Source organism: Nocardioides fonticola (assembly GCF_039536805.1).
GTDB lineage: Bacteria > Actinomycetota > Actinomycetes > Propionibacteriales > Nocardioidaceae > Nocardioides > Nocardioides fonticola.
In genome coordinates, this window is the sequence record NZ_BAAAZH010000020.1 from 107,063 (window position 1) to 128,249 (window position 21,187).

Consider the following 21,187-nt stretch of genomic DNA (forward strand, 5'->3'; position numbering starts at 1 on the left):
CGCCGAGTAGGGTACCGAGCATGGCCAAGACCCAGTGGGAGTACCTGACCGCGCCGATCCTCACGCACGCGGCGAAGCAGATCCTCGACAACTTCGGCGCCGACGGCTGGGAGCTCGTCCAGATCGCGCCGGGCATGAACCCCGAGAACCTCGTCGGCTACTTCAAGCGCCCGATCGAGGCCTGAGCGATGACCCCCGAGGAGCGCCTCGCCGAGATGGGGCTCGCCGTGCCGGAGGTGGCCGCACCGGTGGCCGCCTACGTGCCGGCCGTGCGCACCGGCGCCTACGTCTTCACCTCCGGTCAGCTGCCGATGCGCAGCGGTGAGCTGTTGGCGCAAGGCAAGGTGGGCGGCGAGGTGACGGCCGAGGAGGCCTACGCCTGCGCCCAGCAGTGCGCGCTGAACGCCATCGCGGCGGTGCGCGCCCAGATCGGCGAGCTGTCGAAGGTGAAGCGGGTCGTGAAGGTCGTCGCCTTCGTCGCCTCCACCCCCGACTTCACCGGTCAGCCCGGGGTCGCCAACGGCGCCTCGGAGCTGCTCGGCACCGTCTTCGGCGACGCCGGCGTGCACGCGCGCTCGGCGGTCGGCGTCCCGGTGCTGCCGCTCGACGCTCCGGTCGAGGTCGAGATCCTCGTCGAGGTCGAGGACTGAGCGTGCGCATCCCGCTGCCGCCGGTGCCGCTGCCCGAGCACGTCGTCGGCGTGGCGGCGGAGTTCGCCGACGGACGCCGCACGCCGGTCGAGCCGCGCGACGCCGCGACCGTCGTGCTCCTGCGGCCCTCGGCCGACGGGCCGAGCGTCTACCTGCTGCGGCGCCATGTCGGCATGGACTTCGCCGGCGGCATGGCCGTCTTCCCCGGCGGTGGCGTCGACCCGCGCGACTTCGACGCCGACGTCGCCTGGGCCGGTCCCTCGCCGTCGGAGTGGGCCGGGCGCCTCGGGTGCGACGAGGCGAAGGCGCGCGCGCTGGTGTGCGCCGCCGTCCGGGAGACCTTCGAGGAGTCCGGCGTGCTGCTCGCCGGGCCGTCGGCGTCCGAGGTCGTCGCCGACACGACGGGTGCCGACTGGGAGGCCGACCGGCATGCGCTGGAGGCCCGGGAGCTGTCGCTGACCGACTTCCTCACCCGGCGCGGGCTGGTGCTGCGCACCGACCTGCTGGGCGTGTGGGACGCCTGGCTGACCCCGGTGTTCGAGCCCAAGCGCTACCGCACCTGGTTCTTCGCCGCGCACCTGCCCGAGGGGCAGGTCACCCGCGACGTCTCCACCGAGTCGACCTCGGTGACCTGGATGCCGGCCCGTCTCGCCGCCGACGCCGCCGAGACCGGCGAGCTGGCGATGATGCCGCCCACCTACCTCACCTGCCTGGAGGTCGGCACCTACGCCGACCCGGACGCCGTGTTCGCCGCGGCCGGGGCGCGCACCGCGGAGATGTTCTGCCCCAGCGTCGAGCCGCTCGGCGAGGGCTGGACCCTCTCGATGCCCGACCGCATGCGGGCGCTGGTAGCCGCGCGGCGGGGATGATCGCCACATGAACCCGTGGACCGGCGGCGCGTTCGGTGATCGCGGGCAGTGCGTGCTCGCGCCGAACGCGAACATGATGACCCTCGACGGCACCAACACCTGGGTGCTGCGCGAGCCCGGTGCGCGGCGCAGCATCGTCGTCGACCCGGGGCCCTCGATCCTCTCCCATCTCGACGCCGTCGCCGAGGCCGCGGGCGGGCCGGGTGCCGTCGGCGTCGTCCTGCTCACCCACCACCACCACGACCACGCCGAGGCGGCCCGCGAGTTCGCCGAGCAGGTCGGGTGCGGCGTCCGTGCCCTCGACCCCGGGCTCACGCTCGGCGAGGAGGGCCTGCGCGACGGCGACGTCGTCGAGGTCGACGGCCTCGAGGTGCGCGTTGTCGGCACGCCCGGACACACCGCCGACTCGCTGTCGTTCTGGGTGCCCGGCGACGGCACCGTGCTCACCGGCGACACCGTGCTCGGTCGCGGCACCACGGTCGTCGCCCACCCCGATGGCCAGCTCGGCGCCTACCTCGACTCCCTCGACCGGCTGCACGCCCTGGCGTCCGAGCGGGAGCTCGCCGCCATCTGGCCCGGCCACGGCCCGGTCATCACCGACGCCCTGGCCGCGCTCGACCACTACCGCGCCCACCGGCGCGACCGCCTCGCCCAGGTCGAGGCCGCGCTCGCCGACCTCGCGGCCGCCCCGATGCCCGAGGGCATCGCCGAGGACGAGCTGCCCCGCCGTGTCGTCGAGATCGTCTACCGCGACGTCGACCCCGTGCTGTGGGGGGCCGCGGAGCTGTCGGTGCGGGCGCAGATCGCGTACCTGCGGGGGTAGGTGGGGGTGCGGGAGTTTCCCCTGACACGTGGTGACCTGTGGGGTCAGAGGGACGGCGTCCGGTGGCGGCGGCGCCGCATCGCTGCGACCAGTCCCGACACCAGGGCCAGCGCGAGGCCGACCCGCCAGGCGAGCCCGGCGACACCAGGACCGGCGGCTGGCCAGTCGGGCGCTGGGCCGGCGGGAACGGTGATCGCTCGCGGCACGATCCGGTCGGTCGCGATCGAGAGGAATCCCGAGGTCGGTCCGCCCACCTCGGCGTCTCCGACGATCCGGGTGCGGCCGGTCCGGGTGTCGACCGCGCGGAGGTGGCTCGACACCTGCCCGTCGTCGGCGTACTCGCGGGTCGCGACGATCGCGTCGTAGCCGTTCCAGCCCACCGGCGCGATGTCCCAGTCAGTGCCCGCGGGAATCTGCAGTGGCACCCGACGACGTCGATCGTCCTGGTCGAGGTAGTCGAGGGAGCGGGTGTTGAAGGCGCCGACGACCGACCAGCCGACGGCGTTGCGCGGTGAGGCGGCGATGCGTGGTTCGCTCGGACCGTCGAACCGTCGTGTGGAGACCTGCCGACCGCTGATCGAGGTGAGCCGTCCTGTCGCGGCCACGACCACTGTGCCGGCGTCGTCGACCGAGACCGCGCCGAGGCCTGCCACGTCCAGCGATGGCCCGACGTCGTCGAGGCGGTAGTCGATGACGCCTGCGACCGGGCGCGCACCTGAGAGTCCGTTCGGGGTCGCGGCATCGAACTGCTGACCCTCCCAACCGATCAGGCCCTCGTTCGGTGACCAGGCGATGGCGCTGACCGCCGTTCCCGCGGCCCCCTTCAGGGCGTAGGCGGTGAGTCGGCCGGTCTCGAGGTTCATGACCGCCAGGCCACTGCGGTCGATCACGCCGTCTCTCCCTCGGTCGCCCCAGGCGTAGGCGACTTTCGTGCCCGAGGGCGAGAGGGTCAGCCCGGCGTCCTGCCGCGTCGCCTCGCCCCACAGGTCGCCGAGGAATCCCGGCAGTCGCAGCACGTGGTAGTCGCCGTCGACGCCCACGACCACCGGATGCCGGGCGTTCTGCACCCACGCTGCGACTCCGACGCCGATGGCGGGATCGTCCGTGACCTCCCAGCCCCGGCCGGATGCTGTGCCGCTCTCCAGAACATGTGGCGGGACGGGCCGGAGGCGGTCGGGGACGCCGGTCACCGGTGAGGTCGACGCCGTCTCCGCCCGCGGCGTGCCCGGGACGCCGACCAACACGGCGCCGATGCCGATGATCGTGAGGAGGGCCGCGGCCGCGACGATCGAGCGATCGCGACGTCGGGCCCGCCGGGCCCGTGCCCACGTGGTCGGATCGACCGGTGGGGCCGGGACGGCGTCGGCGAGCCGTTCGAGATCCTCGCGGAGTGTCATCGGGTCTCCTCCAGATCCGTCGGGCCGGGCCGGGTGTGGAGGGCCGGGTCGAGCTCGGGGGCGATCGCCCGCAGTCGTGCCGCCGCCTCGCGAGCGGTGGACTTCACCGTGCCGAGCCTGATGCCGAGCACGTCGGCGACTTGGGTCTCGGTGAGGTCCTCGACGTGCCGGAGCACCAACACCGTGCGTTGTCGCGGTGTCAGACGTGCGAGGGCGGCCAGCAGATCGGTGCGCAGGTCCGCGTCCGTCGAGGGCAACGGTCGGTCGTGCCACGGCTCCAGCGGCTGTTCGTGGAGGTGACGTCGGGCGCGCCACCACGAGATGTTCTGGGTGTAGAGGATGCGCCGGGCGTAGGCCTCGGGGCGGCCGTGGATGCGGTTCCAGTGGCGGGCGGTGCGGAACAGCGCTGTCTGCAGGAGGTCCTCGGCGAGGTGCCGGTCGCCGGTGAGCAGGAACGCCGTCCGGAACAGCGCGGCCGAGCGGGCGTGCACGAACGCCTCGTACTCGGCTTCCGCTTCGTGGTTCTGCATCGGACCTCCTCCACGAACCCTGACGCATCGGGGCCGGGCTGCGGGGGTGAAGGGGAGCGGAGGAATCTCAGCGGATCCGCCGGCGCCGGGGCAGCAGGGCGATAACGCCGATCCCGCCGAGGAGGGCGATCGCCCACGCCCGCCCCGTGCGCCACCACGGCGCGTCCTGCGCCCACGGAGGCAGAGGACGGTCCGCTGTCGGCGCGCCCACGAGGTCGGTCGCCACGCTGAGCCGACCGCTGGTCAGCCCGTCGGAGAGCCGCACCGCGGACGACGCGGAGCCCACGTCGGCGACGCCGTCCGAGATGGTGATCAGACCGAGTCGGTAGCCGTCGCCCGGCTCGTCGTCCCGGGGTCCCACCAGCGCGACGGCCGACCCGTCGTCCCGGCAACCGAGCACCTCCCAGGTGCGCCCGACGAGCGCATCACCCAGCGCGACCGGCCGTTCGTCCCCGCCGACGAACTGCCGCACGGCGCCGGTGTCGCGCATGCCTCGGCGGCCGTCGACGCGGACGGCGTCGTCGGTCACGCAGGTGCTGTACGGGCTGATGGTCGAGCGGCGGGAGAGGACGGTGACGGCGTCGTCCGGCGTGACGGTCCGCAGGCCCGTCGGCCGTGCGTAGGAGGCGATGGCGACGGTGCCGTCGTCGGCGATCGATGCCTGCACGCTGCCGAGGCGCAGTGCCAGCGTGCGAGCGGAGCCCGGGGCGCCCGGAACGATCGTGCCGATGGTGAGGCGGTCGGCGAACGAGCCGCCCGAGGCGCGTTGCCCGAACCACACCAGCCGTCGACCGTTCGGCGACCACGAGAGGGAGTCGAGGAGGATCGGCAGGCCAGCGTCTCGCAGCGGCAGGCGCTCGACACGGCCCGTGACGAGGTCGACGACGCCGATCGCCGTGCGGGTCGGCGGGAGGGCGTAACCGACGCCGGTCGCCCACGGGTAGGCGAGTCGCCGGCCGTCGGGGCTGAGTGCGAACGGTCGGTTGCCGTGGAATCCGGTGCCGGCGGTGGCGGCGGTGCCCAGATGCGGGAGCGGGAGGGAGCGGTAGGCGCCGGTCGCGGCGTCCAGTCCGACGAGCCGCACCGTGCTCTCATCGATCGCCGGGTCCACAGTCATGACCGCGGCCTGGGGGCCGACGGCCAGGCTCGGCGCCTTCGGCACGGCGTCCTCGTTCGACGGCATCGCCATCAGGCGCGGGAGTGCGGGACGTCCGTCGGTGGTCGCGACCTCAGAACGGGGCAGCCCGCCGATGTCGAGGAGCAGCGAGCCGATCGTCGCCAGCACGGCGGCGACGATGACGGCCGTCGCGACCCGATCGCGCCGACGACGGCGTCGTCCGCGGGCCCACAGGTCGTCGGCCACCGGCAGCGGCGGGGTCGCAGTGTGGTGGAGCGCATCGCGCAGGCTCTGAGGGGTCATCGGGTCTCCTCGACGAGGGCCGGGTCGAGTTCGGGGGCGATCACGCGCATCCGGGCGGTGGCCTGGCGGGCGATCGACTTCACGGTGCCGGGGCGGATGCCGAGGAGATCGGCGACCTGGGTCTCGGTGAGGTCCTCCGCGTACCGCAGCACGAGCACTGTGCGCTGGCGGGGAGTGAGCTGCGCGAGCGCGGCGAGGATGTCGACGCCGAGCGTGCGGTCGGGGGCGGGCGCGGGTCTGTCGTGCCAGGTCTCGAGCGCCACCTCCGGACGCCGGCGGCGCGCCCGCCACCACGAGATGTTCTGGGTCGCGAGGATGCGCCGGGCGTAGGCCTCGGGGTTGCCGCGGATGCGCTCCCAGTGCCGCGCGACCTGGATGAGCGCGTGCTGGAGGAGGTCCTCGGCGAGGTGGACGTCGCCGGTCAGCAGGTGCGCGGTGCGCGAGAGGGACGGCGTGCAGGCGCGCACGAACTCCTCATACGCCGCCTCGTCGGGTGCCATCGACTCACCTCCTCGACGACCAGACGCCCGCGACGTCGTCCGCGGGGGTCACCGAGGGTGGGATTCCTCAGCCGGGCTGGACCAGCGTCCGGTCGGGAGCCCGGCACTTGGGGGGCGAAACCTGATGTTGTGGGGCGAAACTTCGCCCGACAACATCAGGTTTCCCCGGCTGACCGGGGAAACCTGCAGCCGCGTCAGCGCGCCCGACGCGACAACCGCTCGACGTCCATCAGGACGACGCTGCGCGGCTCGAGGCGCAGCCACCCGCGCGAGGCGAAGTCGGCCAGGGCCTTGTTGACCGTCTCGCGGGAGGCGCCGACGAGCTGGGCGAGCTCCTCCTGGGTGAGGTCGTGGTGCACGTGGACGCCGTCGTCGGCGGTGCGGCCGAAGCGGTCGGCGAGGTCGAGCAGGGCCTTGGCGACGCGGCCGGGGACGTCGGAGAAGACGAGGTCGGCGACGACGTCGTTGGCGCGGCGCAGCCGACCGGCGAGCTGGGTGAGCAGGCCGCGGGCGACGACGGGGCGACCCTCGAGCCAGCGCAGGAGGTCCTCGTGGGAGAGGGAGGCGAAGGAGACGTCGGTGACGGCGGTGACGGTGGCCGAGCGCGGGCCGGGGTCGAAGAGGGAGAGCTCGCCGAACATCTGGCCGGGGCCGAGGATCGCCAGGAGGTTCTCGCGGCCGTCGGCGGAGGTGCGGCCGAGCTTCACCTTGCCGTCGAGGACGATGTAGAGCTTGTCGCCGGAGTCGCCCTCGTGGAAGAGGACCTCGCCCCTGCGCAGGCGCCCCTCGGTCATCGAAGCGTGCAGAGCGGCGGCGGCCTCGTCGTCGAGAGCGCCGAACAGCGGTGCCTGACGCAGTACGTCGTTGTCCACCGGAGTCCTCCTTGTCGGCCCGCCGCGACGTGGCGGGGCTGGACAGGATCCTATCCAGTGGAATTCATCACAGGCGTACATGGGGGGGATGTGGCGCAGGTGTCGGGTGGGACCTCTGGGCTCGCCGAGGCCGGCCGGACCCTCCCGGACGCCCCCGGTGGCCGCCGGCGCTGTCGGCGCCGGGCCGTAGGCTGGACGTCGTGCCCGCCCCCGTCGTCCCCGCTGCGCCGCCGACGACGCTCGTGCGGCGGGCCCGCAAGGTGCACCGGGTGCTGGCCGAGACCTACCCCGACGCCCACTGCGAACTCGACTTCGCCACCCCCTTCGAGCTGCTCGTCGTCACGGTGCTCTCGGCCCAGACCACCGACAAGCGCGTCAACGCGGTGCGCCCGACCCTGTTCGCCGCCTACCCCGACGCCCGCGCGATGGCCGCGGCCGACCGCGAGCACCTCGAGCAGATCGTCGGCCCGCTCGGGTTCTTCCGCGCCAAGACCGAGTCGCTGCTGAAGCTCAGCGCGGCGCTGGTGGAGCAGTACGACGGCGAGGTGCCGCCGAAGCTCGAGGAGCTCGTGAAGCTGCCGGGTGTCGGCCGCAAGACCGCGAACGTCGTGCTCGGCAACGCCTTCGACATCCCCGGCATCACCGTCGACACCCACTTCGGGCGCCTCGCGCGCCGCTTCGGCTGGACCGAGGAGACCGACCCGGTCAAGGTCGAGCACGCCGTCGGCGCGCTGTTCGAGAAGCGCGACTGGACCATGCTCAGCCACCGCCTCATCTGGCACGGGCGCCGACGCTGCCACGCCCAGAAGCCGGCCTGCGGCGCCTGCCCGGTGGCCCGCTGGTGCCCGGCCTACGGCGAGGGTCCGACCGACCCGGTCGTCGCCGAGAAGCTGGTGCGCACCGAGGGCCGCAACTGATGGCCCGCCTCCGCGTGGCGGCCCTCGCGGCCGTCGTCCTCCTCGCCGTCGCGACCGCCTGCGCCCCCGGCACCCAGACCCCGGTCGTCGGCAGCGGCGGCGTGCGTCCGGCCGCGATCGACGTCGACACCCCCGCACTGCGCCAGGCCAAGCAGGACGCCGGCATCGCGCCGTGCCGTCCCGGCGACGCCGCCCCGGCATCCGAGGGGCTGCCCGACCTCACCCTGCCCTGCTTCGGCGGCGGCCAGGACGTCGACCTGGCCACCCTGCGCGGGCCGCTGCTCGTCAACGTGTGGTCGGTCAACTGCGGCCCGTGCCGTACCGAGATGCCGATCCTCCAACGCTTCCACGAGAAGTACGGCGACCGCGTCGGCGTGCTCGGCATCGACTTCCAGGACGTCCAGACCGAGGCGGCGATGAAGCTCGCGGTGCGCAGCGGCGTCACCTACCCCCTCGTCGCCGACACCCAGGGCGCGCTGGCCACCGCCGACCCCGTGCGGCTGCGGGCCCTGCCCACCACGGCCATGGTCGACGCCGACGGCCGCGTCGTCCATGTGCAGGCCGTGGAGTACAAGAGCCTCGACCAGCTCGTCGAGGCCGTCCGCCAGCACCTCGGGATCGACCTGTGATCCCCGCGTGGCTCGAGCCCGTGCGCGCGGGTGCGGCCACCATCACCGGCGACCACCTCACCCGCTTCCTGCCGCCCGCCGACGGCAGCGCCCGGCGCGGCGCCGTCCTCATGCTCTTCGCCGAGGGCGAGCGCGGCGGGGAGATCCTGCTGACCGAGCGGTCGCACACGATGCGCTCCCACCCCGGCCAGGTCTCCTTCCCCGGCGGCTCGATCGACCCCGGGGAGACCGCCGAGCAGGCGGCGCTGCGCGAGGCCGAGGAGGAGGTGGGGCTCCCGCCGACGTCGGTGGAGGTGTTCGGGGCCCTGCCCGAGCTGTGGCTGCCGCCGAGCAACTTCGCCGTCACGCCGGTGCTCGGCTGGTGGGCCGAACCGGCGGCGGTGCGCATCACCAGCCCCGAGGAGGTGCACGCCATCCACCGGGCGCCGATCGCCGACCTCCTCGACCCCGAGCACCGCGTCACGGTGCGTCATCCGCGCGGCTACACCAGCCCCGGCTTCCTCATCGGACCCGACAAGGACGTCATCCTGTGGGGGTTCACCGGCGGCATCATCGCCCGGCTCTTCGACTACCTCGGCTGGTCGCGGCCGTGGGACGAGACTCGCGTTCGCGACCTCCCGTCGTACATGCTGACGGCCGATCCTCGGCCCGCCGGCCGCGACGACATCCCCGACGAGGACATCTGAGCCCCGCCCCTGCTGCGAAGGACCCGTGTGAACCTGCTCGACTGGCTGCTCGTGCTGCTGGTGCTCGCCTATGCGGTCTCCGGCTACTGGCAGGGGTTCGTCACCGGCGCCTTCGCCACGATCGGCCTGCTGCTCGGCGGTGGCCTCGGCGTCGTCCTCGCCCCGCTGGCGCTCGGCAACGCCGACCCTTCGCTGGCGGTCTCGGTGGGCGCCCTGTTCATCGTCATCCTCTCCGCCTCGCTCGGCCAGGCCTCGCTCCAGTACGTGGGTTCCCGGCTGCGATCGCGCATCACCTGGCAACCGGTGCGGGCGCTGGACGCCGTCGGCGGTGCCGCGCTGAGCGCGGCCGCCGTCCTGCTCGTGGCGTGGGCGCTGGGGGTGGCGATCTCCGGATCGCGCATCGCCGGGGTCACCCCGCTGGTGCGCAGCAGCGCCGTGCTCGGCGAGGTCGACGCCGTCCTCCCGCGCGACTCCGCCGACCTGCTCCAGGCCTTCAACGACGTCGTCGGCGAGGGCTTCTTCCCGCGCTACCTCGAGCCCTTCGCCCCCGAGCGCATCGTCGAGGTGGCGCCCGGCGACAAGCGCATGCTCCAACGGCCCGGCGTCCGGGCGGCCGGTGCCAGCATCCTCAAGGTGCGCGGCACCAACCGCTGCGGTCGCGGCGTCGAGGGCAGCGGCTTCCTCTACGCCGCCGACCGGCTCATGACCAACGCCCACGTCGTCGCCGGCGTCACCGACCCCGACGTCATCATCGACGGCTCGCCGGTGCCGGGCCGGGTCGTCTACTACAACCCCAACGTCGACCTCGCGGTCATCTCCTTCGACTCCGGCACCCGCCGCCCGCTGGCCTTCGACGAGGACGCCCAGGCCCAGGACGCCGTCGCGATCGTCGGCTACCCGCAGGACGGCCCCTACGACGTCCGCGCCGGCCGCATCCGGGCCGAGCAGCGCCTGCGCTCGCCCAACATCTACGGCGACGGCACGGTCATCCGCGAGGTGTTCTCACTGCGCGGTCTGGTGCGTCCGGGCAACTCCGGCGGCCCGATCCTCACCACCCGCGGCCAGGTGGCCGGCGTGGTGTTCGCGGCCTCGGTCACCGATGCCGACACCGGCTACGCGCTGACGGCCAGCCAGGCCCAGGACGCCGCGGCCGCCGGCGAGCGCGGGTCGACGGCGGTCTCGACCGGCGCCTGCGCGGACTGACCCCGCAGGCTCCTCGGCCGACGTACGGCCGCCGGACGGCCGACGTGAGGGCGAGGCTCAGGCCTTGCCGCGCAGCGCCTTCGGGATCTCCTTGCCCTGCGCGATCGCCTTCTCCGGCGCCTTGACCTTCTTCACCAGGCGGATGCCGACGACGACCATCCCCGCGGCGATGAGCAGGTAGGCGCCGGTGACGATGAGGTAGGCCCACTGCAGGGCCAGGCCGTCGCCGTTCCAGTGGATCAGGTAGGCGATCGCGATGGAGAGGAAGATCATCGACAGGAGTCCGAGGAACGCGGCGACCGCGAAGAGCGCGGTGCCGATGCCGCCGGCCCTCACGCTGACCTTGAGCTCGGACTTCGCCAGCTCGATCTCCTTGGAGATCAGCAGCGAGATGTCGCGGCTGGCGTCCGTGACCAGCCGACCGATCGTCGGGTCGGTGTCCTTGACCTCGTGGGCCATGCGCGTGCTCTCCGTCCGTCGGCTGGCTGTCAGGGCGACCCTAGCGAACCGGGTGCCGGCACCTGGAAGACGTCCGGGACGCCGTCGCCGTCGTCGTCCACGCTCTCCAGATCGCACAGGCGCCGATACACCCGGTTGCGCAGCCGCAGCACGACCGTGGCGAGCAGGGCCGCGAGCACCGATCCGGTGAGCACGCCGACCTTCACGTGCTCGTCGCGCAGGCTGCCTGTGCCGAACGCCAGCTCGCCGATGAGCAGGGAGACGGTGAACCCGATGCCCGCCAGCATCGCCATGCCGATGACGTCGATCCAGGACAGCTCGTCGTCGAGGTCGGCGCCGGTGAAGGTGGCCAGCAGCCAGGTGGAGACCGAGATGCCGACCGTCTTGCCGACGAGCAGGCCCGCGATGATGCCGAGGGCGACGGGGTCCTGCCAGGACGCGGTGAGCCCGCTCCAGCCGCCCACCGAGACGCCGGCGGCGAAGAACGCGAACAGCGGCACCGCGACGCCGGCCGACAGGGGGCGCACCAGGTGCTCGAAGTGCTCGGCCAGACCCGGGCCCTCGTTGCCGTCGCGGCGCAGCACCGGCACCGTGAACGCCAGCAGGACGCCGGCCACCGTGGCGTGCACGCCGCTGGCGTGCACCAGGCCCCAGGTCAGCAGTGCGAGCGGCAGCAGCAGCCACCCCGAGCGCACCCGTCGCTGCACCAGGACGCCGAAGGCGGCGAGCGGCACGAGCGACGCGGCGAGCCAGCCGAGCGCCAGGTGGTCGGTGTAGAAGACCGCGATGATCGTGATGGCCAGCAGGTCGTCGACCACGGCCAGGGTGAGCAGGAACGTGCGCAGGCCCGAGGGCAGGTGGGTGGAGATCACCGCCAGCACGGCCACCGCGAACGCGATGTCGGTGGCCGTGGGGATCGCCCAGCCGCGCAGGTCGCCGTCGCCCAGCAGGTTGACCACGACGAACACCAGGGCCGGGGTCACCATGCCGCCGACGGCGGCGGCCACCGGCAGCGCCGCACGCCTCGGGTCGCGCAGGTCGCCCGCGACGAACTCCCGCTTGAGCTCGAGGCCCGCGACGAAGAAGAAGATCGCCAGCAGCCCGTCGGCGGCCCACGTGCCGAGCGACAGGTCGAGGTGCAGGGACGACGGCCCGATCGTGTAGTCGCGCAGATCGGTGTAGCTCCCGCTCCAGCCCGTGTTCGCCCACACGATCGCCACCGTGGCCGCGACGATCAGCAGGATGCCGCCGGTCGTCTCGGCACGCAGGATCGCCGCGATCCGCGAGGACTCACCGAAGGTGCCCCGGTCGAAGAGGCGGGCGGTGCGGGAACGGACGGCCACGGGCGGCTCCTGGTCGGTGGGGACGATCGGGGTCGCTGACGCGACGCCGACCAGACTTCCCGGCACACCTGGGGACAGGCTACCGGGCCGGGCCGCCGTGGGTGCGCCCGATCCTCACCCGCGATGGGGGGTCGGAGGTGTCCTACGGAACCCAGGAGACGAGGACCGTCGCGGCGCAGTAGGAGGAGCCGTCGGCAGGGTCGAAGGCGACATAGAACTGGGAGGGACGCTCCTCGAGCGGCAGGTGGGTGAAGCTGAGCGTGTTGCCGCCGACGTCGAAGGGCTGGCTCTCAGCCGGCACGGCCCCCGTGTCGCCGGTGGGGTCGGTGAGCAGGTAGGAGCCCACGGTGTGGCCGGTGCCCTGGATCTCGGCATCGGGGAGCTTCGTGCTCTCCGACGGCACCGAGAAGGTGACGGTGGCGGAGTTCACGTGCTTGCCCGTGACATCGCGCGCTCGGACGTGACCCACGACCGGGGTCGAGGCGACGTAGGAGCTGCTGACCGGACAGCTCCACTCGTCAGGCGTGAACGCGGCGTCGGCGGGTGCGATGACGGAGCTGGACCAGGCAGCAGCGACGGCGGAGGATCCGAGGACGGCGGACAGCGTGAGGCGGCGGTTCATGGGGACTCCTTCGGGTCGGCGCCGCGGCTGCCGGCGGCGCCGTCTCGATACGGGGGAGGGTATGGCGGAAGCGAGCCTACGGACGCCGGCGTGGGGATGTCTGCTGTTCGTGACGGTGGGTCCGATCGGTCTGGTCAGTCGGTCTGGACCGGCGTTCGACGGCCGCTGCTCAGTATCCGGCGACGACTCCGCTGGAGGCGCACAACCCCGAGTCGTCGTCGGGATCGAACTCGACTCGCGGCCTTCGGGCGTCCGGCCCGAAGCCCACCCGGGTCGGATCGGCGGCGTACCGGATCGACGGCCCGGGGGCAGTGCCCCCGAGGCCGGTGACCGTACCCCGATCGATCGCCGAGCCGATGGCCGCGGTGACGGTGACGTCGGCGCCGCCGGGGGCACGGGTGGCTCCCAAGCTGGTCGGGATGGGGGCGGCGTAGCCCGCCACCTCCTCGCAGGCGTACTCCTCAGGTGTGGGCACGGCTCCGGCCCGCGGGGCGGTGGTGAGGAGGAGGGGGAGAGCGGCGCACGTGGTCACGGCGAGGCTGATCCTCGCGGCGCGGAGGGACATGATCGGTCCTTCGAGGGCACGGTCGGTGCCCGAATGGGGGTACGGGTGCGGTCGCAGGGTCGCAGCTGCCGCACCTGATGTCAGTCTGATCAGGCAGACGTCTGGACAGGGCGGCGGGCTGGGGCGTCCTCAGCAGGGGTCGTAGAGCGGCGCGGGTTGCCGGCCCGAGCGCACGGTCGGGGTGATCTCGTAGGCGGTGTCGGCGTGGACCCCCGGCGCGGCGCTCGAGGTGATGCGCAGCGTCGTCGCATCGCCGGGGCCGAGGGCCACGATGATGCGGGCGCCGGGCCGGCCGTCGACGCGGATCGAGTAGTAGGTCGGCCGCTCGCCGTCCTGTTCGATGACAGGCACGGAGCCGCCCGCCGGCGCCACGATGTCGACCTGCATGACCATGCCGCCCGGGCCGGTCGGCGGGTTGGGGCCGACGACGGCCTCGGGCAGGGACGCCGCGTTCTTCGGCGCCGTCGAGGTCAGGGTCAGATCGGTCGTGTAGACCGAGGTGTCGTCGCGGCCGCAGGAGACGTCGGTGCGGGCGTCGACGTCGAGGTAGTACTGCATCTTCGCGCCGGTGGCGTCGTTGAAGTAGATGCCGTAGCCCGGTGCGGCTTCGGTGGCGGGGAGTTCGCCTGCCACTGCCGTGTCGGCGATCCGTGCTTGCAGGGCCGGGTCGGCGAACCACGCGCGCACCCGGTGCTCCTCGCCGGATCGGACGAGCGCCCGCACGGTCTCGGTCGGGTCGAGGTCGCCGTCGGTGAAGCGGGTGAAGAGCGTGTCGACCGCGGCGGCGAAGACGGCGTCCTGCTTCTTCGGGTTCGGGGTGCGCAGGTAGACGCCGTTCAGCAGCTCCTCGGCGGCGTTGGCGGAGGTGATGCGGGTGCCGTCGAGCAGATCGACGGGGCCGGTCGCGTTGAGCAGGTGCGCCAGGGTGACGGCGTCCATCGCCAGGACGCCGTCGACCTCCAGGCCGCGCTTGCGCTCCATCAGGGTGCGCGCGAGTTCGGCCGACCGTGGGAAGTCGGGGGTGAAGAGCACGTCGCGCAGGTCGCGCCCGAGCCGGTCGTTGTAGAACTGCAGCTCGTCGGCGGTCAGCTCGCTGGGCGAGGATTCGAGGATCTCGTCGGCCGCGGCGCCCTGTTTGCCCAGGCTCACGCGACCGTCGTCGACCTTCAGCTCCGCCCACGACCCGGGCATGCCGCCACCGGCCCGGATCTCGGCGGGGTTGAGGAACAGCAGCAGGTAGCGGTGGCGTCCCTCGACGGCGTCGGGGAGCACGTCGGCGGCGACGGACGCGCGGCGCAGCGCCTCGGCGGCGTCCGACAGGGTGCGCTGCACCTCGCCGACCGGCCCCCGCAGAGGGCCGATGAGGCCGGAGGTGTCGATCGCGGCCACCGAGCGGCTGGTGCTGGCGATGCCGTCGGCGGAGGTGGCGAGCCGGTCCCGCGCAGAGCGGAGGGCGGCGGTGTCGATGCGCCCGTCGACCGGCCGGAAGGCATCGCCCGAGATCTCGCTGTAGAGGTCGATGAGGTCGGGCAGGTTGCGGGTGCTGACGTCGTTCAGGCCGAAGGTGATCGTGCGGACGGCGTCGATGTCGTCGCCCACGAACGGCAGGTGCGCGGCCAGCCACCAGTGCGGCCCCGAGAGCGACCCGTCGGCCGCGGCCGCGTGCACCCGCAACGACTCCGCGAGTCGCTCGACCTCGGGGGTGCGACCGTCGGCCAGGGCCGTGCGCAGGTCGTCGGCGTCCGCGCGGGCCGCCTCGAGCTCGCTCCTGGCGTGCAGCAGCTGGTAGGTCATCCAGGCGCCGACCAGGACGAGGCAGACGACGAGACCGGCCGCGATGGCGCGACGGGACGGCAGGGGGGGACGCTTCACGTCCGGATCACCTCACGCCGAGGTGTCCGCCGTCTGTGGAATCGGCGGATGGCGGTCGGGAGCATCGGGAGGTCGTGGTGGTCGGCGCCGATGGCGAAGACGGTGCTGCGTGACTACTGCTTGGTGGTGGTGGCGCTGGCGCACCACACCGATTCGTCGGTGGGGTCGTAGCCGTAGTAGGCCCTACTCCCAATTCCGAAGACGGCATACCCATTCCCGTTCAGGTCCTTGGTCACCGTCGCGGGCCACGCCGATGAGGTGAAGGGCGTGGTCGTGTTGTACGCGACCTGGCCGGTCGGCGTTCCGGCTGACGAAGTCACGGTCACCATCTTTCCGCCGCCGATCATTCGCACTGAGATGGTGGTCGGCACGGTGGCTGTATAGGGCGCGGTGGTGTTGGTCTGGTCGCAGGTCCACTCCGCGGTGGTCGGTGCGCCGGTGGCGGGGGCAGACACGGAGACGAGGGCGGTGGCGGCGAGGGCGGCGGTGCCGAGGGCGGCAGCGGTCGCGGAGACGCGAGAGGGCATGACGAGTCCTTCTGACCGGATGCGAGGTGGCGCTCGATCCGGTCGGGGGTGGGGGGATGGGTGCGCGGCTGGGTGGGCCGACGCGCCCAGGGTAGGGGCGCCATCGGGGGCTGCGAAAGTAAAGACGGGCGCCGACGGCGACGGTCTGGACCGGTCCGGATCGCCCGGTGCCGTCGATGGATTGATGCATCGGACGCCGGGGGCCTCCGACCGTCGGGTCGAAGGCCCTCCGTCGCGCGATGGGGCGTGGTGTCAGTCCTTGCCCTGGCCGGTCGAGAGGCCCGAGCAGTTCAGGTTCATCACCGAGGCATCGGCCAGGGTGGTGACGTCGCCAACCTCGCGGCTTTCCGTGACGTCGCGCAGGGTCGCCAAGGCGCCGACCTCCTGGCCGGCGTCCTCGTCGTCATGACGTGTTTGCTTGCGTCCCCATGACTTTCCGGCTCGGGTCATCAGGGCCCACGAGCGAGGCGGTCGTGAAGATCGGGGTCGTGCGTCTCGTGGCTACTGCTGGGTGGTGGTGGCGCTGGCGCACCACACCGATTCGTCGGTGGGGTCGTAGCCGTAGTAGCCCGGGGGTCTTGACATCGTTGCACCGCCCAACGGGTTGAGATTCAAGGTGAAATCTGCAGACCAAGCTGAAGAGGTAAAGGGTGTCGTCCGGCTGTACGCGATCTTGCCGGTCGGCGTTCCGGCTGACGAGGTCACGCTGATGAGTACTCCACCGCCGCCGTTCCTTCGCACTGAGATGGTGGTCGGCACGGTGGCTGTATAGGGCGCGGTGGTGTTGGTCTGGTCGCAGGTCCACTCCGCGGTGGTCGGTGCGCCGGTGGCGGGGGCAGACACGGACGCGAGGGCGGTGACGGCGAGGGCGACGGTGCCGAGGGCGGCAGCGGTCGCGGAGGCGCGAGAAGGCATGACGAGTCCTTCTGACCGGATGCGAGGTGGCGCTCGATCCGGTCGGGGGTGGGGGGATGGGTGCGCGGCTGGGTGGGCCGACGCGCCCAGGGTAGGGGCGCCATCGGGGGCTGCGAAAGTAAAGACGGGCGTCGACGGCGACGGTCTGGACCGGTCGACGGGTGCGTGTGCGGGTGCCGGTCAGGGCACCACGGCGCTGGCCGCGCAGAACTTCGAGCCCGGGTCGGGGTCGAAGGCGACCCAGCCGCTCGTGTGGGTGTCGTTCGGCGGGAACAGCGAGAGGGAGTTGTTGCCGCGCTGGGCCGTCGTCGACACCACGGGCGTGGCTGTCGTCGAACCGAACGGGTTGCTCGCGTAGAAGCCGAACGTGCCCGGGAAGCTGCCTGCCGTGACGCTGGTGGTGATCTTGGCGGCGACGGCGGCGATCGTGCCGTCGAACTTGTTCTTGCGCACCACGTTGCTGATCGTCACCGGCACGGTCGCGGTGTAGGGCGCGACGACGGACGGCGTGCAGGACCATTCGGCAGGGGTGAAGGCGGCGCCTGCCGGCGGGGGTGCCGCGGTCGTCGTGGCGGCGACGGCAACGGCGACGACCGCGGCGGCGCCGAGCGCGCGGGGGAGGGTGAGGGATTTCGTGGGCATGACTGATCCTTCGCGCGCCGACCCGGACGACACGAGGGGGAGGGGGAGTTCTGACAGGAGGACCCTAGGGCCGCGCCCGCATCCGTGTCAGACGACCAGTTCGGGCGGCCGTCGGTGGACTGGAGCACCAGGACGAAGGGCCCCCGACCGTCCGGTCGGAGGCCCTTCGTCCGGGAATGAAGCTCTGCTGTTCAGTCCTCGCCCTTGCCGGCCGAGAGGCCCGAGGAGATCAGGTTCATCACCGAGGCGTCGGCCAGGGTGGTGACGTCGCCGACCTCGCGGTTCTCGGCGACGTCGCGCAGCAGGCGTCGCATGATCTTGCCCGAGCGGGTCTTGGGCAGTTCGGGCACCACCATGATCTGGCGCGGGGTGGCGATCGGGCCGATCTCCTTGCGCACGTGCTGGCGGAGTTCGGCGACGATGTCCGAGCCGCCGTCGCCGGCCTCCTCGCGCAGGATCACGAACGCGCACACCGCCTGACCGGTGTCTTCGTCCTTCGCGCCCACGACCGCGGCCTCGGCGACCTTCGGGTGCGAGACGAGCGCTGACTCGATCTCCGTGGTCGAGAGCCGGTGGCCCGAGACGTTCATGACGTCGTCGACGCGGCCGAGCACCCACAGGTCGCCGTCGGCGTCCTTCTTCGCGCCGTCGCCGGCGAAGTAGTAGCCCTGCTCCTTGAACCGGCTCCAGTAGGTGTCGACGAAGCGGTCGTCGTCGCCCCAGATGGTGCGCAGCATCGAGGGCCACGGCCGGGTGAGCACCAGCAGGCCGCCCGAGCCGTTGGGCACCGGGTGACCCTCGTCGTCGACGACGTCGGCACCGACGCCGGGGATCGGGGTCATCGCCGAGCCGGGCTTGCCCGCGGTGACGCCGGGCAGCGGGCTGATCATGATCGAGCCGGTCTCGGTCTGCCACCAGGTGTCGACGACCGGGGTGCGGTCGCCGCCGATGACGTGGCGGTACCAGATGTAGGCCTCCGGGTTGATCGGCTCGCCGACCGAGCCCAGGATGCGCAGCGAGCCCATGTCGCGCTTGTCGGGGATCTCGCGGCCCTGCTTCATGAACGAGCGGATCGCGGTGGGGGCGGTGTAGAAGATCGTCACCTTGTACTGCTCGATGATGTCCCACCAGCGACCGCGCTCGGGCGAGTCGGGGGTGCCTTCGTAGAGCACCTGCGTGACGCCGTTGGCCAGCGGCCCGTAGACGATGTAGGAGTGCCCGGTGACCCAGCCGATGTCGGCGGTGCACCAGTAGACGTCGGTCTCGGGCTTGAGGTCGAAGATCGCCCAGTGCGTGTACGCCGCGCCCGTGAGGTAGCCGCCGGTCGTGTGCAGGATGCCCTTCGGCTTGCCCGTCGTGCCGGAGGTGTACATGACGTAGAGCGGGTGCTCGGCGTCGAAGAACTCGCAGGCGTGCTCGGACGACGCCGCGTCGACGGCCTCGTGCCACCACACGTCGACGGCGTCGTCCCAGGCGACGTCCTGGCCGGTGCGGCGCACCACGAGCACCTTCTCGACGGTGTGGCCGTTGGCGGCGGTCTTCTCGCGCGCCTCGTCGACGGCCGGCTTGAGGGCGGACGCCGCCCCGCGGCGGTAGCCGCCGTCGGCGGTGACGACGACCTTGGCCTGGCAGTCCTCCAGGCGCGAGGCGAGGGCGTCGGAGGAGAACCCGCCGAAGACGACGGTGTGCGGGGCGCCGATGCGCGCGCACGCCAGCATCGTGACGACGGCCTCGGGGATCATCGGCATGTAGATCGCCACGCGGTCGCCGGCGGTGACGCCGAGCTCGGTGAGCGCGTTGGCGGCGCGGCTGACGTCGTCCTTGAGCTGCGCGTAGGTGATGTCGCGGGTGTCGCCGAGCGGCTCGCCGACGAAGTGCAGGGCGACCTTGTCGCCGCGGCCCGCCTCGACGTGCCGGTCGACGCAGTTGTAGGCGGCGTTGATGCGCCCGCCCACGAACCACTTCGCGAACGGCGGGTTGTCCCAGTCGAGGACGCGGTCCCAGGGCTGCGCCCAGTCCAGGCGCCCCGCCTGCTCGGCCCAGAAGGCCTCGGGGTCGGCCTCGGCGCGGGCGTAGGCCTCGGCGGTGAGGTTGGCGTTGGCGGCCAGGTCGGCGGGGGGCTCGAAGCGGCGGTCCTCGGTGCTGAGGTTGGCCAGCGTCTCCTGCGGTCGGGGCTCGGCGGTCACGGGTTCTCCTGGTTCCGATCGTTGTGGCTCAGACCACAGTAGGGGTCGAGGGTTGCGAGGTGGTTGCCCTCCCGGGCAGGACGGGCGAAGCCCCGGGGCACGCGGTGTGGTCCCGTCCGCGTGCCCCGGGGCTGATCGGGGTCCGTCAGTGGCTGACGGCCTGCTCGGCGCCCGCGCCGGTGAGCGCGCGCACCTCGAGCTCGGTGTACATCTCCTCGGCCCGGGCCTCGCGCGAGGTGAGGGTGCCGATGATGCCGAAGAGGAAGCCGAGCGGGATCGAGACGATGCCGGGGTTCTCCAGCGGGAACCACGAGATGTCGATCGAGGCGGGCAGCAGGCTCTGGTTGACGCCGTCGATGACGCCCTTGCCCGACATGACCGGCGAGAAGAACACCAGCCCGATCGAGGAGATCAGGCCGCCGTAGATCGACCACGTGGCGCCGCGGGTGTTGAACCGCTTCCAGAACATGTTGAACACGATCGCCGGCAGGTTCGCCGAGGCCGCCACCGCGAAGGCGAGGGCCACCAGGAAGGCGATGTTGAGGTTCTGGGCCGGGATGGCCAGCAGGATCGCGATGAGACCGATGGTGAAGGCCGCGATGCGGGTCACCTTGATCTCCTCCTTCTCCGTCGCCTTCCCGTCCTTGAGCACGTTGTTGTAGATGTCGTGCGCCACCGAGGTGGACGACGTCAGCGTGAGGCCGGCGACGACCGCGAGGATCGTGGCGAAGGCGACCGCCGCGATGAGCGCCAGCAGGATCGCGCCGCCGGTCGATCCGGCGCCGCCACCGACGGCCTCGGCCAGCAGCGGCGAGGCCAGGTTGCCCTTGCTGGTGGCCACCTCGGCGGCCTCGTCGCCCTTGAGCAGCGCCGCGGCACCGAAGCCGAGGATGAGGGTGAAGAGGTAGAAGGTGCCGATGAGGCCGATCGCCCACAGCACCGACTTCCGCGCGTCCCGCGAGGTCGGCACCGTGTAGAAGCGGATGAGGATGTGCGGCAGGCCCGCGGTGCCCAGCACCAGCGCGATGCCGAGGCTGAGGAAGTCGATCTTGCTGGTCGTCGTGGCGCCGTACTTCAGGCCGGGCTCGAGGAAGGCCTGGCCCTTGCCCGTGTTGGACGCCGCGGTGCCGAGCAGGTCGGAGAGGTTGAAGCCGAACTTCGCCAGCACGAGCACGACGATGAGCGCCGAGCCGGCCATGAGCAGCACGGCCTTCACGATCTGCACCCAGGTGGTGCCCTTCATGCCGCCGACGGTGACGTAGAAGATCATCAGCAGGCCGACGCCCAGGATGACGAGGTTCTTGATCGCCTGGCTGTCGACCCCGAGCAGCAGTGCCACCAGCGAACCCGCGCCGACCATCTGGGCGAGCAGGTAGAAGATCGAGACGACCACGGTCGAGGTGGCCGCGGCCATCCGCACCGGCTTCTGCTTCATGCGGTAGGCCAGCTGGTCGGCCATCGTGTAGCGGCCGGAGTTGCGCAGCATCTCGGCCACCAGCAGCAGCGCGACGAGCCAGGCCACCAGGAAGCCGATGGAGTAGAGGAAGCCGTCGTAGCCGT

23 protein-coding genes are annotated in these 21,187 nt (G+C 72.3%); 8 read left to right on the top strand and 15 right to left on the bottom strand.

All coding sequences use genetic code 11. From position 1 onward, the window contains the following. Positions 1-20: 20 nt before the first annotated feature. Genes sp36 through ABD671_RS13990 form a run of 4 tightly spaced genes read left to right on the top strand, consistent with a single transcriptional unit; the run spans position 21 to position 2,342 of the window. The gene (gene sp36 / locus ABD671_RS13975; protein ID WP_344734029.1) at positions 21-185 is read left to right on the top strand and encodes a Sp36 family protein; all 165 of its coding nucleotides are present in this window, start codon (positions 21-23) and stop codon (positions 183-185) included. Between the two features lie 3 nt (positions 186-188). Beyond that, the gene (locus ABD671_RS13980) at positions 189-650 is read left to right on the top strand and encodes a RidA family protein (RefSeq protein ID WP_344734030.1); all 462 of its coding nucleotides are present in this window, start codon (positions 189-191) and stop codon (positions 648-650) included. Positions 651-652: 2 nt separating this feature from the next. Then, positions 653-1,519, top strand: coding sequence for an NUDIX hydrolase (locus ABD671_RS13985; protein WP_344734031.1), 867 nt, complete (start codon positions 653-655; stop codon positions 1,517-1,519). Between the two features lie 7 nt (positions 1,520-1,526). Beyond that, entirely contained in the window at positions 1,527-2,342 is an 816-nt protein-coding gene (locus tag ABD671_RS13990; protein ID WP_344734032.1) for an MBL fold metallo-hydrolase, read from the top strand. 44 nt (positions 2,343-2,386) lie between these two features. Here the strand turns inward: ABD671_RS13990 and ABD671_RS13995 are convergent, their stop codons facing one another. The 5 genes from ABD671_RS13995 to ABD671_RS14015 form a co-directional block, all read right to left on the bottom strand. Beyond that, positions 2,387-3,739 (bottom strand): hypothetical protein, encoded by a 1,353-nt coding sequence (locus ABD671_RS13995; RefSeq protein WP_344734033.1) that lies wholly within the window; start codon positions 3,737-3,739, stop codon positions 2,387-2,389. Next, entirely contained in the window at positions 3,736-4,269 is a 534-nt protein-coding gene (locus ABD671_RS14000) for a SigE family RNA polymerase sigma factor (protein WP_344734034.1), read from the bottom strand. Before ABD671_RS14000 ends, ABD671_RS13995 begins: the two co-directional genes overlap by 4 nt. Positions 4,270-4,336: 67 nt before the next feature. Continuing rightward, on the bottom strand, positions 4,337-5,689 hold the full coding sequence (locus tag ABD671_RS14005) for a TolB-like translocation protein (RefSeq protein WP_344734035.1): 1,353 nt from the start codon (positions 5,687-5,689) through the stop codon (positions 4,337-4,339). Continuing rightward, positions 5,686-6,189: a SigE family RNA polymerase sigma factor gene (locus ABD671_RS14010; RefSeq protein ID WP_344734036.1), complete on the bottom strand. Its 504-nt coding sequence runs from the start codon at positions 6,187-6,189 to the stop codon at positions 5,686-5,688. Before ABD671_RS14010 ends, ABD671_RS14005 begins: the two co-directional genes overlap by 4 nt. Before the next feature lie 194 nt (positions 6,190-6,383). Beyond that, on the bottom strand, positions 6,384-7,061 hold the full coding sequence (locus tag ABD671_RS14015) for a Crp/Fnr family transcriptional regulator (RefSeq protein WP_344734037.1): 678 nt from the start codon (positions 7,059-7,061) through the stop codon (positions 6,384-6,386). A 191-nt stretch (positions 7,062-7,252) separates the two neighbouring features. Between ABD671_RS14015 and nth the strand changes: the two genes are divergently transcribed. Genes nth through ABD671_RS14035 form a run of 4 tightly spaced genes read left to right on the top strand, consistent with a single transcriptional unit; the run spans position 7,253 to position 10,496 of the window. Beyond that, on the top strand, positions 7,253-7,978 hold the full coding sequence (gene nth / locus ABD671_RS14020; RefSeq protein WP_425574921.1) for an endonuclease III: 726 nt from the start codon (positions 7,253-7,255) through the stop codon (positions 7,976-7,978). Next, positions 7,978-8,607, top strand: coding sequence for a TlpA family protein disulfide reductase (locus tag ABD671_RS14025; RefSeq protein WP_344734039.1), 630 nt, complete (start codon positions 7,978-7,980; stop codon positions 8,605-8,607). Before nth ends, ABD671_RS14025 begins: the two co-directional genes overlap by 1 nt. After that, a complete protein-coding gene (locus ABD671_RS14030) occupies positions 8,604-9,293 on the top strand; it encodes an NUDIX hydrolase (protein ID WP_344734040.1) in 690 nt (229 codons plus the stop codon). The genes ABD671_RS14025 and ABD671_RS14030 overlap by 4 nt, the downstream gene beginning before the upstream one ends. Positions 9,294-9,320: 27 nt before the next feature. After that, positions 9,321-10,496, top strand: a complete 1,176-nt coding sequence (locus ABD671_RS14035; protein WP_344734041.1) for a MarP family serine protease — start codon at positions 9,321-9,323, stop codon at positions 10,494-10,496. Between the two features lie 57 nt (positions 10,497-10,553). Here the strand turns inward: ABD671_RS14035 and ABD671_RS14040 are convergent, their stop codons facing one another. From ABD671_RS14040 to ABD671_RS14085, 10 genes are all read right to left on the bottom strand, one after another. Beyond that, the gene (locus ABD671_RS14040; protein WP_344734042.1) at positions 10,554-10,955 is read right to left on the bottom strand and encodes a phage holin family protein; all 402 of its coding nucleotides are present in this window, start codon (positions 10,953-10,955) and stop codon (positions 10,554-10,556) included. 29 nt (positions 10,956-10,984) lie between these two features. After that, positions 10,985-12,298, bottom strand: a complete 1,314-nt coding sequence (gene nhaA / locus ABD671_RS14045; RefSeq protein ID WP_344734043.1) for a Na+/H+ antiporter NhaA — start codon at positions 12,296-12,298, stop codon at positions 10,985-10,987. A 142-nt stretch (positions 12,299-12,440) separates the two neighbouring features. Beyond that, positions 12,441-12,920, bottom strand: a complete 480-nt coding sequence (locus ABD671_RS14050) for a hypothetical protein (protein WP_344734044.1) — start codon at positions 12,918-12,920, stop codon at positions 12,441-12,443. Positions 12,921-13,089: 169 nt separating this feature from the next. Further along, a complete protein-coding gene (locus tag ABD671_RS14055; protein WP_344734045.1) occupies positions 13,090-13,485 on the bottom strand; it encodes a hypothetical protein in 396 nt (131 codons plus the stop codon). Positions 13,486-13,614: 129 nt separating this feature from the next. Further along, entirely contained in the window at positions 13,615-15,357 is a 1,743-nt protein-coding gene (locus ABD671_RS14060; RefSeq protein WP_344734046.1) for a DUF4012 domain-containing protein, read from the bottom strand. 113 nt (positions 15,358-15,470) lie between these two features. Beyond that, positions 15,471-15,884, bottom strand: a complete 414-nt coding sequence (locus ABD671_RS14065) for a hypothetical protein (RefSeq protein ID WP_344734047.1) — start codon at positions 15,882-15,884, stop codon at positions 15,471-15,473. A gap of 501 nt (positions 15,885-16,385) precedes the next feature. After that, positions 16,386-16,799, bottom strand: coding sequence for a hypothetical protein (locus tag ABD671_RS14070; RefSeq protein ID WP_344734048.1), 414 nt, complete (start codon positions 16,797-16,799; stop codon positions 16,386-16,388). Positions 16,800-16,979: 180 nt separating this feature from the next. Continuing rightward, positions 16,980-17,441 carry a hypothetical protein gene (locus ABD671_RS14075; RefSeq protein ID WP_344734049.1) on the bottom strand — a complete coding sequence of 154 codons (462 nt, stop codon included), beginning with the start codon at positions 17,439-17,441 and terminating at the stop codon, positions 16,980-16,982. Positions 17,442-17,632: 191 nt separating this feature from the next. Continuing rightward, the gene (acs, locus tag ABD671_RS14080) at positions 17,633-19,627 is read right to left on the bottom strand and encodes an acetate--CoA ligase (protein ID WP_344734050.1); all 1,995 of its coding nucleotides are present in this window, start codon (positions 19,625-19,627) and stop codon (positions 17,633-17,635) included. 145 nt (positions 19,628-19,772) lie between these two features. Then, positions 19,773-21,187, bottom strand: a 1,415-nt coding sequence (locus ABD671_RS14085; protein WP_344734051.1) for a solute symporter family protein, incomplete at its 5' end; no start/stop codon positions are given.

Excerpts from the sequence above, each read along its gene's own strand:
- ABD671_RS13980 (WP_344734030.1), top strand. The coding sequence starts at position 189 with ATGACCCCCGAGGAGCGCCTCGCCGAGATGGGGCTCGCCGTGCCGGAG.
- ABD671_RS14005 (WP_344734035.1), bottom strand. The coding sequence starts at position 5,689 with ATGACCCCTCAGAGCCTGCGCGATGCGCTCCACCACACTGCGACCCCG.
- sp36 (WP_344734029.1), top strand. The coding sequence starts at position 21 with ATGGCCAAGACCCAGTGGGAGTACCTGACCGCGCCGATCCTCACGCAC.
- ABD671_RS13995 (WP_344734033.1), bottom strand. The coding sequence starts at position 3,739 with ATGACACTCCGCGAGGATCTCGAACGGCTCGCCGACGCCGTCCCGGCC.
- ABD671_RS14010 (WP_344734036.1), bottom strand. The coding sequence starts at position 6,189 with ATGGCACCCGACGAGGCGGCGTATGAGGAGTTCGTGCGCGCCTGCACG.
- ABD671_RS14050 (WP_344734044.1), bottom strand. The coding sequence starts at position 12,920 with ATGAACCGCCGCCTCACGCTGTCCGCCGTCCTCGGATCCTCCGCCGTC.
- ABD671_RS14055 (WP_344734045.1), bottom strand. The coding sequence starts at position 13,485 with ATGTCCCTCCGCGCCGCGAGGATCAGCCTCGCCGTGACCACGTGCGCC.
- ABD671_RS14040 (WP_344734042.1), bottom strand. The coding sequence starts at position 10,955 with ATGGCCCACGAGGTCAAGGACACCGACCCGACGATCGGTCGGCTGGTC.
- ABD671_RS13990 (WP_344734032.1), top strand. The coding sequence starts at position 1,527 with ATGAACCCGTGGACCGGCGGCGCGTTCGGTGATCGCGGGCAGTGCGTG.
- ABD671_RS14070 (WP_344734048.1), bottom strand. The coding sequence starts at position 16,799 with ATGCCTTCTCGCGCCTCCGCGACCGCTGCCGCCCTCGGCACCGTCGCC.
- ABD671_RS14000 (WP_344734034.1), bottom strand. The coding sequence starts at position 4,269 with ATGCAGAACCACGAAGCGGAAGCCGAGTACGAGGCGTTCGTGCACGCC.
- ABD671_RS14025 (WP_344734039.1), top strand. The coding sequence starts at position 7,978 with ATGGCCCGCCTCCGCGTGGCGGCCCTCGCGGCCGTCGTCCTCCTCGCC.
- ABD671_RS14075 (WP_344734049.1), bottom strand. The coding sequence starts at position 17,441 with ATGCCCACGAAATCCCTCACCCTCCCCCGCGCGCTCGGCGCCGCCGCG.
- ABD671_RS14065 (WP_344734047.1), bottom strand. The coding sequence starts at position 15,884 with ATGCCCTCTCGCGTCTCCGCGACCGCTGCCGCCCTCGGCACCGCCGCC.